14 protein-coding genes and 1 pseudogene are annotated in these 15,514 nt (G+C 36.8%); 2 read left to right on the top strand and 13 right to left on the bottom strand.

All coding sequences use genetic code 11. From position 1 onward, the window contains the following. Positions 1-58: 58 nt before the first annotated feature. The 13 genes and pseudogenes from DW005_RS06960 to DW005_RS06895 all read right to left on the bottom strand — a co-directional run bounded on the left by DW005_RS06960 (position 59) and on the right by DW005_RS06895 (position 11,796). Complete coding sequence (locus tag DW005_RS06960; protein WP_117478710.1) at positions 59-1,060, bottom strand: leucine-rich repeat domain-containing protein; 1,002 nt, start codon at positions 1,058-1,060, stop codon at positions 59-61. A 97-nt stretch (positions 1,061-1,157) separates the two neighbouring features. Beyond that, positions 1,158-2,312: a leucine-rich repeat domain-containing protein gene (locus tag DW005_RS06955; protein WP_181974972.1), complete on the bottom strand. Its 1,155-nt coding sequence runs from the start codon at positions 2,310-2,312 to the stop codon at positions 1,158-1,160. 87 nt (positions 2,313-2,399) lie between these two features. Next, a complete protein-coding gene (locus DW005_RS06950; RefSeq protein ID WP_117478708.1) occupies positions 2,400-3,068 on the bottom strand; it encodes an ABC transporter ATP-binding protein in 669 nt (222 codons plus the stop codon). Between the two features lies 1 nt (position 3,069). Next, positions 3,070-4,293: an ABC transporter permease gene (locus tag DW005_RS06945; protein ID WP_117478707.1), complete on the bottom strand. Its 1,224-nt coding sequence runs from the start codon at positions 4,291-4,293 to the stop codon at positions 3,070-3,072. After that, positions 4,293-5,375: an FtsX-like permease family protein gene (locus tag DW005_RS06940; RefSeq protein WP_117478706.1), complete on the bottom strand. Its 1,083-nt coding sequence runs from the start codon at positions 5,373-5,375 to the stop codon at positions 4,293-4,295. The genes DW005_RS06945 and DW005_RS06940 overlap by 1 nt, the downstream gene beginning before the upstream one ends. Then, the gene (locus tag DW005_RS06935) at positions 5,376-5,933 is read right to left on the bottom strand and encodes a leucine-rich repeat protein (RefSeq protein WP_117478705.1); all 558 of its coding nucleotides are present in this window, start codon (positions 5,931-5,933) and stop codon (positions 5,376-5,378) included. 379 nt (positions 5,934-6,312) lie between these two features. After that, positions 6,313-6,465 (bottom strand): cyclic lactone autoinducer peptide, encoded by a 153-nt coding sequence (locus tag DW005_RS06930; RefSeq protein WP_117478704.1) that lies wholly within the window; start codon positions 6,463-6,465, stop codon positions 6,313-6,315. Positions 6,466-6,555: 90 nt separating this feature from the next. After that, a complete protein-coding gene (locus tag DW005_RS06925; protein WP_117478703.1) occupies positions 6,556-7,125 on the bottom strand; it encodes an accessory gene regulator B family protein in 570 nt (189 codons plus the stop codon). Continuing rightward, a complete protein-coding gene (locus tag DW005_RS06920; protein WP_181974971.1) occupies positions 7,112-8,374 on the bottom strand; it encodes a GHKL domain-containing protein in 1,263 nt (420 codons plus the stop codon). The genes DW005_RS06925 and DW005_RS06920 overlap by 14 nt, the downstream gene beginning before the upstream one ends. A 2-nt stretch (positions 8,375-8,376) precedes the next feature. Then, positions 8,377-8,997 (bottom strand): annotated as a pseudogene (locus tag DW005_RS06915) (LytTR family DNA-binding domain-containing protein); the annotation flags it as partial. A 185-nt stretch (positions 8,998-9,182) separates the two neighbouring features. Continuing rightward, a complete protein-coding gene (locus tag DW005_RS06905; protein ID WP_021361840.1) occupies positions 9,183-10,376 on the bottom strand; it encodes a site-specific integrase in 1,194 nt (397 codons plus the stop codon). 78 nt (positions 10,377-10,454) lie between these two features. Further along, on the bottom strand, positions 10,455-10,661 hold the full coding sequence (locus DW005_RS06900) for an excisionase (RefSeq protein ID WP_002341493.1): 207 nt from the start codon (positions 10,659-10,661) through the stop codon (positions 10,455-10,457). Further along, a complete protein-coding gene (locus DW005_RS06895; RefSeq protein ID WP_021361841.1) occupies positions 10,654-11,796 on the bottom strand; it encodes an XRE family transcriptional regulator in 1,143 nt (380 codons plus the stop codon). Before DW005_RS06895 ends, DW005_RS06900 begins: the two co-directional genes overlap by 8 nt. A 526-nt stretch (positions 11,797-12,322) precedes the next feature. On the opposite strand from DW005_RS06895, the gene DW005_RS06890 reads away from it, so the two are divergent. Both DW005_RS06890 and DW005_RS06885 read left to right on the top strand, forming a co-directional pair. Then, positions 12,323-12,943, top strand: a complete 621-nt coding sequence (locus DW005_RS06890; RefSeq protein ID WP_009242236.1) for a helix-turn-helix transcriptional regulator — start codon at positions 12,323-12,325, stop codon at positions 12,941-12,943. Between the two features lie 442 nt (positions 12,944-13,385). Continuing rightward, positions 13,386-15,514: immunoglobulin-like domain-containing protein (locus DW005_RS06885; RefSeq protein ID WP_117478700.1), on the top strand; the 2,129-nt coding region annotated here is incomplete at its 3' end.

Below are 15,514 nucleotides of genomic sequence, written 5' to 3'. Positions count from 1 at the left end.
CACATTTCAGGCATTTACCAGAATTATATACGACAAAAATCAGCGTATAACGCTCGCATCAGAAAAATTTCACACGGTCCTCCCCTACAATAACCGTGCCGGTGCCTTTTGCAAGCCCATCCTCGTATAGATACAGTCCATTTTTGTAAACCTTTTCCACTCCATCCGGAATCACAAACTCATCGCCAATTAAGTATGCAAAATACATTATTTTACCATCCTTCGAATACAGCCATCCATTTTCATCGCTTTTATAATTAGGATTTGCCTCTGCCACATCAAATCCCATTTCATCACCATTTCCACTGTTTTCCCACACAACAGCATTTTTAGCAATATACTTCACGCTCGCCGATATTTGAACACGTCCTTCCTTATTGATTCGGATGCAATGCGTCCCAAGCCTTTCCAAATGTTCTGGCATATTATGAACATATTTATAAGAATCTCCCAGCGATTCCTCATCCAGCTGTTTCAAATTATCCGGCAGGGAACGCACAATGACACCGTTCAGACCATATTTTTTAACTTGCTGCAAACCACTCCCCAATTTTACTTTTACACACTCCCCTTTGTAAAAAGCATATTCATCAATAACTTCTATACTGTTCGCCAGGATTACTTCCGAATCGCTTCCATATTTCCCCATGCCGCGAAAAGCACTCTTTTCTACCATTTTTCGGCCTTCTGCAAGCGTCACCTTCAAAGGCCCGGCTCCCGAAAACGCATATTCATTTATCTTTACATCAGACGGAATTTCCAGTGTCGACGTCTTAAGTTTGTATATCATACACTTCTCTTTCTCACTCAGGGAAAACGCCTTCTTTCCAATCACCTTAACACTTTCGGGAAGAATAATTTTTCTTTCTGTCTGATAGCTTCCTTTGTAACGGATGAGTACACCATCTTTCACTTCAAATAAATCGCTGGTTTTATTTTTCTGTTCCTTTTGCTGAATCGAATCCGGCTTTTTCACCTGTGCTTCCTGTGAGGAGTTTCCACAGCCACAAACCGCCATAGCAGCAAATAATATAACAAACAATGTGTTTATTTTTTTCATACTGCAGTCCTTCCTATTTGTAATTAATTTTTGCCTCTATGTAGACAATACGATTGAGGCAGCGAATAAGTTGCATAACAAATTTTGTCAATGTTTATTATTTTGTTTTCGCCACCTTAACTTTCTTCGTATGCACTATTTCTCTTGTGTAATAATCATCCGTATCAATATTTTCTGTATCCTTTTTGAACTTCTTAGCAAAATTCGGACATACAAACTTTTTCATCTTCTTCCATGTTTTTGAACCTTTTTTACAATTTACTTTTTCTACAGAAATCATTTTTGCTCCCATGCCACTATCACCGTATAATACCGTCTTTTTCCCCTTTACCGTAATGCATTTTATATTTCTGCAATGCTGACCGACATATACCGCCTTAACGCCCTCCGGAATCACCAATGGTTTTAATGTAGACAGCGAATCATCCAGGCAATGTTTTGGAATATCAATTGTTTTCAGATTCTTTGGAAATACAATATTTTTTAAGGTTTTGCATCCACGTAAAAACCCTTCGTTATAGGTATTAAAATCACGCCATGTAAAAGAAGTTCCAACATAACCACAGAAAGCTCTTTCTTTTAAAAGCCCCTTATACTTATACGGCATAACAATCTTGGCGAGGTGACTTTTTTTTATGATTTTGGGGTTACCATTTGCATCATAACCATCCGTAACATCCGTAGAAAATGCTTCTGAGCCAATCGTTGCTTTACTCATCTTTAGCGTAACTTTTTTTAGTGCGGCACATTTCATAAATGCACCACTCCCAATCCCCTTTACTTTTTTCAGAATCGTAATGTTCTGCAAGGACTCACATCCGTTAAATGCATTGGAACCAATATGTGTTAATGCCTTCGGCAGAGTAACCTTCTTGATTTTTTTACAACCTTGAAATGACATCACACCGATTTTTTCTACTTTGGATGGTATCGTCAACTCTGTCACTTTTTCTGCATCTGCGGCAGAAAACAACTCTGCCTTTCCTTCCAATCGAAGAGTAGACGCACTGGCAAAATGGTAATTGTTTTCCTTCATAGTTCCCAATTGAACAATTGTATAGCCATCAATACTTGATGGAAGAATCACTTGTGTCCCCGGTTGCTCCACTTTGGTAAGCGCTGCTGTCTTTTGGGTACTATTTATGATTTCATAATGATATTTCCCCGACACCTTTTCTGCGGCCTTTGTTCTTGATGTTGCTGCAACCATGCAGCAAATTCCTAATGCCGTTAATAATATTGTTTTTTTCATACTAACAAACCTCCTCATATTTGTAATTTATTCGCTGCCTCTTTGTAAATAATACGATTAAGACAGCGAATAAGTTGCATTTTTTTATTATTCAGACAACACTTCTCCGTCTTTTATCTCAATCACCCTCTGGCATCTGGCAGCCACACCATTATCATGCGTGACTATGATAACCGTATGCCCATTTTTATTTAACTCCTCAAACACATCCATGATGTCATCTGATGTATTGCTGTCGAGTGCCCCTGTAGGCTCATCTGCCAAAATATACTCCGGAGAATTAATAAGGGCTCTGGCAATCGCTACTCTTTGTTTCTGCCCGCCGGACAATTGATTGACCCGTTTATCTTTCAATTCCGCGATGTTTACCTTTTCCAAAACATCCATAATCTTTTTACTTTGCTCTCTTTTTTTCACCTTACCGAAAATAAGCGGAACCAGAAGATTTTCCTGCACGGTATATTCTTCTATCAAAGCAAAATCCTGCATAACCATTCCAATACTTTTGTTTCGAAACTCCGCCAATTGTTTTTCCGACATCTGTCCCACATCTTGGTTTCCAACATAGTAACTGCCGCTCTCAAAGCTATCAATTCCTGCCAAAACATGCAGCAAAGTGGATTTGCCGGCACCGGATTTTCCAATAACCGCTACCAGTTCCCCATCCTGAACCTGAAAATCAATTCCTTTTAAAGCCTTATATTCATTTCCTTTTCCTTTATTATATATTTTCACTAAATTCTTAATCGAAATCATTTTATTCTCCTTTCCTATCCCGAAAAACTTCAACCGGCTGCTTTCTGCATAAAATAATATATGGAACAATCCAATGCACAAAACATAACACCACCAGCATAACCACCATAGAAACGACCGTTACCCAGTCCAACTTAATCAGTAAATATTCTGTCAAATTTAATTTTTGAACCGTTGCAAACAAAACAAAAAACATTACCACGGAGAAAAATGCGGTAAAAAAACTTTGTATTACCGAGAAAGATACACATCGTCTCCACGGAAGTCCAAGCAGACTAAATATCGCATTGTGATATAAATCATCTGACATATTTAAGGCGCATACATTAACAATACTAATAATCGTGATAATCAGCACACATATCAACACCGGCAAATACATCATCGATTCCTTTTGCAAATGATGTTTTGTATTTTTCATAAACTCTTGTAACGAGCTGTCAATCGTAGTTCCATCATTTCCCGTCCCCAGAGTTCTTTTCAAAGCATGACTATTGGAACTCATTTCGTATTTTGTTATATCATCCTGATACACGATAAAATGATCCTGATTAAATGTATAGGTAACACCATTTTCTTTTGCCTTTTGTTCCCCGATCAAAATCAGAACACTCTTCTCCTGCTCATAGCGGTATGTGGAATAAATATCTCTGTAATCGTTCTGCAAAATTTGCCCCTGACCAAAATCATGTCCAATTACATTTGTTCCTTCTTCCATGACGCCAACAACTTCCGCTTTTATGTTCTTTGTTTTTCCGCTTTCATCGATTTGTTGAAAATTCAACATACTCCCTGTTCTCCACCCATATGAATTTTCCGAAATCACGACCGGCAGAACACCTTTTTTATCGTCCGCATCTGTCAGCCACTTTCCCTCTGATAAATCGGGTGCATAATCATTTAAAACATCTTCCGGATAAACAGCCGTAATCATATCCGCATTTTCATCTTGATTAGCTAACGTGGTACTCCCCCACGAATAAACGGATTCAATCTTTTTCATGCCGTTTGCTATATCCTTTGCCTTTACTCCATGATAACCAAAAGATGTTACATAAATTCCTTTTTTATCCGCCATGTGCTGTACCGGTTTATATGCCCTGAATATTGTCGCCAACATGGTAACTGACACACACAATACAAGCAGCAGCACGGAAATCTGTATAACAACAAAAACATTTCTTTTCCAATGCTTGATATATTCACCAATTGCTAATATTCCCATTATAATTCCCCCCTTTTAAAATCCATGATACTTTTTCTGGTAATAGAAAATGACAAAGCATACCCAATAAGCAATACGACAAAAAGAAAAATTCCTATAATCGTGCCGTATTCTTTTATGCCGTATATTCGGTCCACATACTTAAACCAAGTAAGCATTTGTGGGAAAACCACAAACCGAAACAAGCCTGTTGCCACAATTACAACGCATAACATATTACATAAAATTTCAGTAAAAAATAACATCCGGGCACGTTTCTTGCTGCAGCCACATAACAAAAAAACAGCAAGTTTCTTTCGTCTTTTCTTAAAAATAAAACGATAAATCATATACATATTAACGCCTGCTAAAATTGCGAGTAACGCACTAACCACAAGCATCGAATACTCTTGTCTTAAATCCGCATTATTCGAGACATAAAATTCTGCCGGTTTACAGCCATACGACAAAAGCAAATCACGGAATGTTTCATACTGAGCCCGCGTCGGCAATTGAGCCAACCCAAAGTTTAATCGTATCCATACACAATTCTTAGGAAACGCAGTAAATGGAATTTCATACTCACCCGGATCATTTATATCATCTTTGCCAATAATATCAAATGTTTCCTCTCCTAAAACAATCGTATCTCCTACATCTTTTTTATCTTCTCCATTGATTACAACAACTTTATTTTTATTTCTGTAGTCTTTATCTTCATAATAGCTTCCCTGTAATCCGTACTTCATATTTTCATAGACCGAATCACTATAACCATATTTACCATTTTTATATTGAGCACGATCTAAAAATGACTTTTTCCCATCTTTGCTTTCCGCTTCCACATAAAAATAATCAATCGGTATTTCTTCTTCTACCATGGTCATAAAAATCTTATTTATATCATCACTCGTTATTTTTTGATTATCAATTGTCGCCTCTAAAGACTTCGAGTCATGATTATCGCATAACTCATACAAATTATTTTGAAAAACTCCAAAAACAAAAAAGATGCTAAGCAGCGTAAAAATCTGTGAAATCAGCAAAATAACAAAAAGCGCTGTATGCCTTTTCATCAAATCCGTTACATTCTTAAAAACCATTTATGCTCCCTCCTTTGGTTTTCCGTACGCATACTTAATTTTATGCTTTTTTGCCCATTTTTCTGCGTAAGAGTGTTTTTTTACATAAAGAGTAACTTTATCTTTGCAATCTCTGAACTCGTACTCGTCTAGTTTCTTTACACTGTCAGGAATTATAACCGTCTTTAAATTCGGACATGACACAAAACCATATTCAATCGTTTCAATTCCCTCTTCAATTTCTACATATGTAAGATAATTGGAAAATGTCCCCTCACTGCATGTAACATCCAACGACCGAACTTTCTCTCCTTCATAGACAGCCGGAACAACCAGTTTACTCTTTTTCTTTAATTCCGTATCCGAGAAAATACTTAAACGCCCTTCAATAACGGACCATCTGTCTGCCTCAACTTTTTTGTTTCCAGGCGCATCATTCTCCACTTCTGTCACAGTATTCTTTTGAGCGTTCTGCAAGTTCTGAGCACCACCTGAAAAATCAACAAAAAACAGGCAGCCAATTCCCAGCATCAACGCGATAACAACAAAGATTATTATGATTCGTGAACTTCTAGTCATATAAAATTCCTCCCTATAAAATATGTTTCAGAATAAAAACGCTTGCTTTTTGCAATATTTGTAACGGTAGTACTTGCTGTATTACCATTTCCTTCTGCTTCCATTTTCGCAATATTTTTTGATTTTGTGTATGTGTAATTCTTTTCGGTATTCCGCTACCATATGAAAAGAACGCTTTTTTCAATCATTACTCTGTAAATCATATCTGAATACATTCTGTCACCTCCCTTACACTCTTATCATAGCATATAACCCTTCGCAAAAACCAAAACCGGCACGAATGGTCATTTTTCATCCTTGAACGGTCAAAATCTTCTCCGTTTGAAGTATCTATTTACTATAACGTTCCAAACGGAGAAAATCTGACAAAATATTCGATTTATTTTTCACCAAGAAGTTTTTTCATTTTATCCGGCATTGCCGGCTGATGCAAAACAAATCTGCAAGCAGTACTGGATGAGATTACTCCTGCAATTAAAGCAAGAGATGCAAGATGATTTAAGAATTTTTTGCCGAAACCTTTTTTTTTCATAACTTTCGCCTCCCTTCTTTCCTATCATAACATAGAATCATCCTCAAAAACCAAAATCGGCGCAAACGGTCATTTTTCGTCCCTAAACGGTCAAATTTTTAATTTTTTATGCAATTCTATAAGAATTGTGGCACTAAAATACACTAAAATAAGCCAGATTTCCAACAAATACTCACTCATTTTCATAAACAAAAAAGCCATAAAAAGCGCACCGAGCAATAAAATAATTACTTTGGAATATGTTTGGCACCGTTTTTTCTGATTTCCTATAAATGGTTTATTCTTACATTCAACAGGAGCAATTATCCACAATAAGACTTCTAGAATAATAAAACTAAAGCTAACAATCCATACCGATATCCCTGTGAGATAAAAAGGGAGCAAAACACAGCCAAAAAGAACGCTTAGCGACAATACAAAACAAGCCCCTGCCGTTTTGGCATGACACCCACCTAATACACTTCTCCCCGGAATTACAACCATTAAAAACAATAGTGTCATCGGCAATTTATGAAAAAGCACGCCAATTAGAATAGAAAATATAATATTACCCGCCATTTCAAATAAAGCATTCAAAGAATATTGATATAACTCATATTCATCCACTGCTATAACATGATTTTTCTGCATAACATCGGCAAAATATTCACTTGGCTTCATTTTCTTCCTCCCCTTCGCTTACATACGGAATCAAAATCATATTTTCAAATTCTTCTTGTTTCTTATTATACTCTGCACAACCACCATATTGTTCCACCACAGATGTAACATTCTGCAATCCAAGCCCATGAAACCATGGATTCTTTTTCTTATGCCTTTCTTTGCTAACAGGATTTTTTGTATAAATCAAAAATTCATCTTCAGTCGTTTCAATTCGTATATATACATTCGCATTTTTCTGTTCTTTTACCGCCTCTGAAATATTATCTGCCAAATTACCAAGCACCGTAACCAAATCATAATCGTCCAACATAATTTTTGCTGAATCCACGTGCAATTCCAAGACAAGAATATTACCCTGCTCATCCAATTGATTTTTTAAATTACTCAAGATAGAATCAATTACCACGTTGCCGCAATTAACAACATGGAAATTTTTATACATAGCATCCTCAATACGTGCAATATAGTCCAATGCATCCTCCCATTTTTTTGCTTCAAGCAATGCTCCGACCTGACGCAAATGCTTATTCACATCATGCAAAAGTTTATTTCCCTGCTTAAATGATTGTGATAGTTTCTCATAATTTTCTCTTTGATTTCGAATCTGTTCTCCCAACATTTCATCACGTGCCTCATTGGCAGCAAAACTAGCCAGCAAATATAGCAAATAATAGGCAATTATATTTAGTGCCAATATTGCCAGAAGCGAAAAACTAAGAGCAATCCCCTGTCCATTCGCCAAGCCATAAACAACAAACAAACTCATAAATGGAACCAGCGAAAAATAAAGCAAAAATCGCGTCGGCATAATTTCTTGTTGTTTTCGAATTGTCAATACCAAAATAATAAACACAAAGAAAAATAGTTTTGAAATAACTAATTCGACCGATTGCGCTTCAAATTCCCCTTCTGGGAGCATTCCCGGAATCAACTGGCCGATAAAAACCGCAACAAGTTCAGACACCATAGCTAAAACCTGCGTAAATATTACATGAAAAATACGGCTTCCAAGCTTTCCCTCAAAAGCACAGGAAAGAAAAAACAGCGACAGAAGACTGGCTATTACTACTCCTATCTGTAAATGATAAACGGACAAAAAGTATGAAATAACAAACCAAATTGCAGACACCACACCAATTGAAACATAAGTACCCCGTGCCCATTTCTTTTTAAAAATTCCACAAAAATAAATTGCTATCACTAACGTATCAAAAATTCCAGCTAACGCAAACATTAATTCACTCATTCTCATCTCTCCAGTATCGCATATCTCATAAACTGCTGTTTCAACTCTTTTTCTTTCCGTCTGCTAATCGGAACCAAATTCCCATTGGATAAAACCAAATCATTTTTCTGAATTCTCCGAATATGTTTCATATTTACCAGATAGGAACGATGTGTCCGCATAAAATGCTGTTCCAGCAACTGATTTTCAATTGCACTCAATACCCCTTTTGCCACTACACATTTATCCTCCAAATACACCAGAAATTGTTTGGAACTTTTCTCTTTTTCAATATAATAAATTTCGTTTGTAAAAAAGACAACATTATCCTCATCTATTTTTAATACTACACGATTTTTATCATCTTTTTCCAAGTATTTTCTAGCTGCATTAAACTTTTTTTCAAACTCATCAAATTGAACCGGTTTAATCATATATTGAAATGCCCTTACATCAAAACTATTTTGCATATACTTCGGATAGTTTGTCAAAAACAAAATCAAACAGTCACTGTGATAATTCTGCCGGATTTCTTTTGCCAGATCCAAGCCGCTTTTCTCATCCATATCCATATCCAAATACACCAAATCAAATGGATTTTTTTCACTTTGAAACCTTTCCAGCATAAAATTTCCCGACAAAAAATATTCAACATTTAATTTAAATTATATATGTCTTTTTGACTATCTTTTTATATCTCCTTAAATGTCCGCAAAGCCTTATTTTATAGGCTCTACGGGCATTTTGCTTTTGTGGTAAACCTCACATATCTAGGTCTATCTTCTTATATTTTCGCTATCAAGCGTGGTTAAAATCGTGGTAAATACTTCTATGCGATTAGACGCTGAACCTCTGATTTTGCGGTATCTATGGACGCATGAGCGTACCAGTTCATTGTGATACTAATGTTTGAATGTCCCATGATATACTGTAAATCTTTTGGGTTCATGTTCTTGCTTGCCAGTCTTGTGCAGAATGTATGGCGTAGCGTATGCGGTGTGATATGTGGCAAGGGATTGTCCTTGTGGTGCTTGTTATATTTCTTTACCATACGGACAAATAAGGCGTTGTAATCAATCGCAACTTTGGGCTTGCCTTTATGATTGACAAATAAGAAATTGCTCTGTCCGTCTATCACAAATGGTTCTGCCTTTGGGCGTTTCTTCATAACCCGTTGAAATGCCTGTATTGTTTCTCTACTTAATGGCACTTGTCTTATTCCGCTTTTCGTCTTAGGCGTTTCAATATAATAGCCCTGTTCCTTGCTCTTTAGTAACTGGTGGTCGATAATTACAACTTCATTCTTGAAATCAATATCAGCTACTGTCAGTCCGCACAGTTCCGAGATACGAAGTCCAGTCTTTAACAGTATCAGCACATCATCATAATGCTTGTGATACACATTGTCTGTCTTGATAAATGAGAGTAAGGCTTGTTCCTGTTCCTCTGTCAATGCGACTTTCTCTTTGGTATCATTTTCTAGGACTTCACTTAACTTAAAATCAAAAGGGTTCTTCCTTACACAATCGTCTTGTATGGCGATATAGAATGACGCTTTTAACGAGCGTTTATGGTTGTTAATGGTGTTATAGGAAAAGCCTTTATCTTTCATGCGTAACGCCCATTCCTTAGCGTCAGAGGGTTTTATCGCATCAATGCTCCTAGCACCCAACTTGTCCTCTTTCAATAACCGCATGAGTTGTTCCCGTTGTTTTTGTGTGCTTTTCTTCACATTCGCCCTCTGTAAGTTCTGTTTGGCATAGAGTTGGCAAAGCGTCATTTTCTTGCCTGTGCTGTCGATACCGTCCTCAATATCCCGTCTTATCTGCTGTTCCAGTTCACGAAGTGAGGGTTTTTCCCGTTTTTCCTTTGGTGTCGGGTCTGTGGGTGTCAATCTCCAAGCATACACATATTTTGTGTTTCCAAATGCGTCTACATATTTATATAAGTATTTCCCGTCTGTTCGTTGGCTCTCTCCAGTATGCAGGATACGTCCTTTACTATCCCGTCTTTTTTCTTTCATGGTGTCTGCTCCTTTCCTTGTTGGAAAGAGCCTTGATATGACTTGTGTTCATCATAACACATACAAGGCTCATTTGCATTAGATTGCGTCCAATTTGTCAATAACCTGTTCAAACTGTCGGCGTTTAATCTGTATGCGGTTGCCATTCATAATGAGCCAGCCAGCGTCCTTGTTTTCCTCTGCTAAGCGTCTTAACTTGTTTTCTCCGATACGGAAATACTTTGACGCTTCTTCAATGGTAAGGGTATATTTTTCCCATACGGGAATATCCTGTGCATTACTCATAAAACACCCCCTCACTTTCGATTACATCTGCTATATCCGTACACATCTGTTCTACAAGCATTTCCTGTTTTTCGGAAAGGTTGGTACATTCATCAATCATTTTCATGTAGTTTGAGCCTGTCAGCCTGTCGATTTCCTCTATCATCACGATTGACGGCATGACCTGTCTTTCCAGCCATTGCAGAGTGCGTTCCATATTGACAGGTACGGGGTTCATTTCAAAAGGTAAACTGTCATGGGAAATGAATATCTCCCACAGCGGATAATCGGGAAATTGCACAAAATCAGTAATAAGGTAAAACACCAACCCATGAGGGTTATATGTCAATAACAATTCCTCAACTGCCTGTACTGCCTTTTTATCACGCAGACGAATTTCAAAACGGTTGATAATATCCGTATGTTTCTTTTTGGTTGCCTGTTCCTTTTGTTTTTCATACAGGCAGAAATATTTTGTGCTTGCCTTTGAGCCGATATAAAGGGTACTTGCTAAATTACGGTTTTTTCCGCTTAGTTTTCCACCTTGTACATTTTCATAGTTTTTACAGCGACAATCCGCACCGCCATTTTTGTATTTTTCAGACAAAACGGGAATATCCAGCAGACCGCACATATCATTGATTGCCAAGTCAAAACGTCGGATAACACCGCCACAGTCAAGACAGCGGTTTAAAAATGAATACCAATCCCTGTTCTGTGCCTGTAAGACATATTCCATGTTGCGTGAGCCTGCCCCTTTTAATTCTAAAAATACACCCATGTGTTCATCATCAGAAGCCATGACCTTGATTTCCCCGTAGGCATAATGCTCCTTATAGCCATAATACCCATAGTCATAATGGATAAAATAGTCCGCTTTCATGCCAAGCACCTTTCGGATAACTTCTAATGCGTCAGTCGTTGGAAAACGGACAGACAGATAATCAACGAGCAGATAAAAAGGCTTATCACAGACATAGTAATTCAGACAACGCAGGATAATGTTCTGTGTTTCTTTACTTGCGTTGGCTTTTCCGTTCTCAAAGCGGTTGATACTATATCTTGATACATGGGTAAGACTTGCAAGTTCTCCTTGTGAAAGACCGCTTGCAAGACGTTTGTTCTTCATTTCAAGTGCAAATTCTAAATTGTTCATTGTATTCCTCCAATCCCACAACAGCCTTGAAATACCTGTAAACCACTATTCAAAAGAATGTGAAATTACTATCTTCTTAAAACTTCTCATTACTACTCACAGGTTTGGGGTTGTATGGTTTTTGACTTGTCTTTTGTGAAATAGTGCCCCCCTGTTAGATAACGGGGGCACAGTCAAGGCTCGCAGGCTCGCCAGCCGACAAAGCATTTCTTCCCCTTGACACAAGGTGTCATGGCGGTAAGCCTGAGAGGCTTCCGCCACCGTGTCAGAAATACTTTGTCAGCAAGTCCTGTTTTGCCTTTTCTAACAAGTTCCATTTCAACCAATATTCATATCTACGGGTTTAATCAGATGGGTATTTCTTTTTGAATGTTTTTGTATTTCATGCTATTGTGCTTATTCACTCACAATAGCATAGTAATTCTTATATGCTTATTTGTCAATATCTTTTTTTGTCTTTACAAATCATATTAAGCATGATAGACTTATAACAGTGAAGATATAACGAGATATGGAGGGTTGTGCAATGAAAATAAGCCATTTAGGAAATAATATACAGACCATAAGAAAATTTAGGGGAATGAAACAACAGGAACTTGCGGACAAAATCGGTATCAATATGCAGAGCCTTTCCAAGATTGAAAGAGGGTTGAACTATCCTGCTTATGAAACGCTGGAAAAGATAATGGAAGTGCTGGACGTAACGCCGAATGAATTATTATCGGGAGAATGGAAGTATGTCAATCAGTCTGAAAAAGAAGTCTGTCAGTTTTTAAGAACAGAAGAACGTCTAAATGCAGAACTGAAACACGGACACTATGATAACTTCTTTGACAGCGAGGAAGAATGGCTGGAATATGAGTTGGAAAAGTTACGGGAATACATTACAGACTATATCAACGGGAAAAGCATTGAAGCGTCCGACCTTTACCCAATCAAAGAATTTATCCAGCATTTGAAGTTTCAAAAATTACTAGACCGCTATGATGATTTATACAGTATGGATATGTTTGGGGAAAGCATAGAGGGACATAAATATAGGACACCTTATCAAGTCGTGAAAATGATAAATCCGAACTCAAAAGAGGATATGGAACTGTTACGGGAAGTATTAAGGAATAACCATTTTGATGATGAGGACGAGTAATCTTTTTCCTCTTGCGAGAAGATACAGCAAACAAAAAGCCCGATCAAGAGTGCAAAGCACCACCAATGGTGGCAAGCTCTTGACAGGGCTTTTTCTTTTCTGTTGTGGGTACTCAAGAGGAAAAAAGGAAAAGTGTGATGTCTCAATTTTTTTATCTTGCACGCATAAAAAGATTGAAAGAGGTGTTTGTTTCCAGTATAATGTTTTTTGTATAGAAGCAAGGATTGAATTTTTTTGAAAGAAAGGGTTGACAGTCATGTTCACACATTGTTACGCTTGCGACAGACAGACAGACAGACAGACAGACAGACAGACAAGTAAATTCTGCCCTTTTTTCAATTCTATCAATAATAAACAGAACGCACAGATTATCCAGTTATAAGGGGGAGTTTGTGCGTTTTTCTATGCAAAGAATTTATGAAAAATAAGGAGTGAACAAACTATGAAGAAAAAACAAGTCCTTGCAGTAAGTTCCGCATTGATGATTGGAACAACAACTGCACTTACAGGGCTTCCTACTCCTGTCATGGCACAGGAAAACACAGAAGTTGTGCAGGAAGCCGTTGTAGAAGAAAACAAGACAGAGCAAGTTCCTGTGGAACAGAAAACAGAAAACGCAGAAGTACAAGAGAATATAACAGACAAGGAACAGGAAGAAACTGCTGAAAATGCAGAAACTTTAAAAGAAGAAAGTACAAAACAGGAAACACCTGCAACACCAGAAAAAGAAGTGGTTACCGAAGATAAGACCGTTGAAGCAAGCAAAAATACAGAAGTAAAAGCTGGAAGCATTGCTATTGATGAAGCACATTTTCCAGACAAAGTATTTAGAGAACAAATCATTGCAGAATTTGATAAAGACGGCGATAGTGTGTTATCTGTTGATGAAATATCAAAAGCCCAATTCTTAAACTTGCATGATATGAAAACGATATCTTCATTAGAGGGTATTCAATATCTAACAAATTTGCAGTCTTTAGATGTTTCTACGACTTCTGTTTCAGACTTAAGTCCGGTTAAAAACTCATCTTTAAAAAGATTAGATTGTCGTTCTTCAAAAGTAAGAAGCGTTGATTTAACACGTTATCCGAATTTGGAAGCTTTCGTTTGCGATAATACATCAATTAACAGTCTTGATGTATCTAAGAATGAAAAATTGAATACGTTATTTGCAGATAGTACCTCTATTTCCAATTTAGATGTAACAAACAATCCTAACTTAGAACAACTATCTTGTAGCAATACAGGATTAATGGAACTTGATGTCACACATAATCCGCAATTAGTCACTTTAGATATAGGAGATACAAAAGTAAAAACACTTGATATAAGTAAGAACCCTAATTTGAAACAACTATCATGTTATATGACAAATATAGCTGAATTAGATGTAACAAAAAACACAAAACTGACACGCCTTTTTTGTCATGATACAACTATTAAAAAATTAGATTTAAGCAATAATTTAGAACTTGAAATGCTACGTTGCGGTGAAATTTTTGAACAAGGGATAAGAGGTCTTGATATAAGTAAAAACACAAAAATTAAAAAATTAATTTGCGATGATTTATACTGGTTAAATGTCGGAGAGAATAAAGTTCTTGAAAATAATCATGCTTTTGTAGGCAACGGTTATATTGATATTAAAGGGAATAAAATCGACTTAAAAAAAGATGTTGAACAAGGAATAGATATTTCAAAAGTAAAAGTTACTGCAAATGGAACTTTAGATAAAGATACAGGAATTATAACGGTAGATGATGTAAAAAAACCAGTTACTTATGAGTATGATTGCGGTACTTATAAAGACGGAAACGTTGTTTTAAAAGTAGAATTATCGTTAAACTCACAAGGAGAAGATAATACAGCACCAACTATTTCTGCAAATGATGTTACATTGAATGTAGGCGATACTTTCGACCCATTGGCAAATGTAACAGCAACAGATAAAGAGGACGGAACTATCACTTTGACAAAAGATAATATTGTTGCAAATGATGTAGATACTTCTAAGGCTGGTACTTACCATGTGACTTATAAAGTAACAGATAAAAACGGAGCTTCTGCTAAAAAAACGATTACTGTAACTGTGAAACAAAATACAGGCGACCTTAACTCTGCTCCAATCATTTCAGCAAATGATGTTACATTGAATGTAGGCGATACGTTCGACCCATTGGCAAATGTGACAGCAACAGATAAAGAGGACGGAACGATTATTTTAACAAAAGATAACATTATTGCAAATGATGTAGATACTTCTAAGGCTGGCACTTATCATGTAACTTTCCGTGTAGTAGATAAAAATGGTGCAATTACTAAAAAAACAATTACAGTTACCGTAAAAGAAAAAGTAACAAATAAACCTGTAAGTCCACAACAGCCACAGAAACCGAGCAAGCCAACTACTCCAACAAAGCCTAGCGGACAAAAGAACCCTGTAAAAACAGGTGATATGACAAACGTAGGATTGTTTACTTCTATGTTTGCTGGTTCAACCGGTGTATTAGCTGTTTTATTAACGACAAAAACATACCCAGGAGGACTTTTACATGACCCAAGTACATTTTA

The organism is Clostridium sp. AF36-4, assembly GCF_003435975.1.
Lineage (GTDB): Bacteria > Bacillota > Clostridia > Lachnospirales > Lachnospiraceae > Eubacterium_F.
The sequence above is the reverse complement of the archived record's forward strand: the minus strand, read 5'-3'. Positions and strand labels throughout refer to the sequence as shown.

Coding starts and splice junctions, on each gene's coding strand:
- DW005_RS06955 (WP_181974972.1), bottom strand. CDS start 2,312: ATGAAAAAAACAATATTATTAACGGCATTAGGAATTTGCTGCATGGTT.
- DW005_RS06900 (WP_002341493.1), bottom strand. CDS start 10,661: ATGAGTAATGCACAGGATATTCCCGTATGGGAAAAATATACCCTTACC.
- DW005_RS06920 (WP_181974971.1), bottom strand. CDS start 8,374: ATGAGTGAATTAATGTTTGCGTTAGCTGGAATTTTTGATACGTTAGTG.
- DW005_RS06930 (WP_117478704.1), bottom strand. CDS start 6,465: ATGAAAAAAAAAGGTTTCGGCAAAAAATTCTTAAATCATCTTGCATCT.
- DW005_RS06935 (WP_117478705.1), bottom strand. CDS start 5,933: ATGACTAGAAGTTCACGAATCATAATAATCTTTGTTGTTATCGCGTTG.
- DW005_RS06940 (WP_117478706.1), bottom strand. CDS start 5,375: ATGGTTTTTAAGAATGTAACGGATTTGATGAAAAGGCATACAGCGCTT.
- DW005_RS06925 (WP_117478703.1), bottom strand. CDS start 7,125: ATGAAGCCAAGTGAATATTTTGCCGATGTTATGCAGAAAAATCATGTT.
- DW005_RS06950 (WP_117478708.1), bottom strand. CDS start 3,068: ATGATTTCGATTAAGAATTTAGTGAAAATATATAATAAAGGAAAAGGA.
- DW005_RS06895 (WP_021361841.1), bottom strand. CDS start 11,796: ATGAACAATTTAGAATTTGCACTTGAAATGAAGAACAAACGTCTTGCA.
- DW005_RS06905 (WP_021361840.1), bottom strand. CDS start 10,376: ATGAAAGAAAAAAGACGGGATAGTAAAGGACGTATCCTGCATACTGGA.
- DW005_RS06890 (WP_009242236.1), top strand. CDS start 12,323: ATGAAAATAAGCCATTTAGGAAATAATATACAGACCATAAGAAAATTT.
- DW005_RS06945 (WP_117478707.1), bottom strand. CDS start 4,293: ATGGGAATATTAGCAATTGGTGAATATATCAAGCATTGGAAAAGAAAT.
- DW005_RS06960 (WP_117478710.1), bottom strand. CDS start 1,060: ATGAAAAAAATAAACACATTGTTTGTTATATTATTTGCTGCTATGGCG.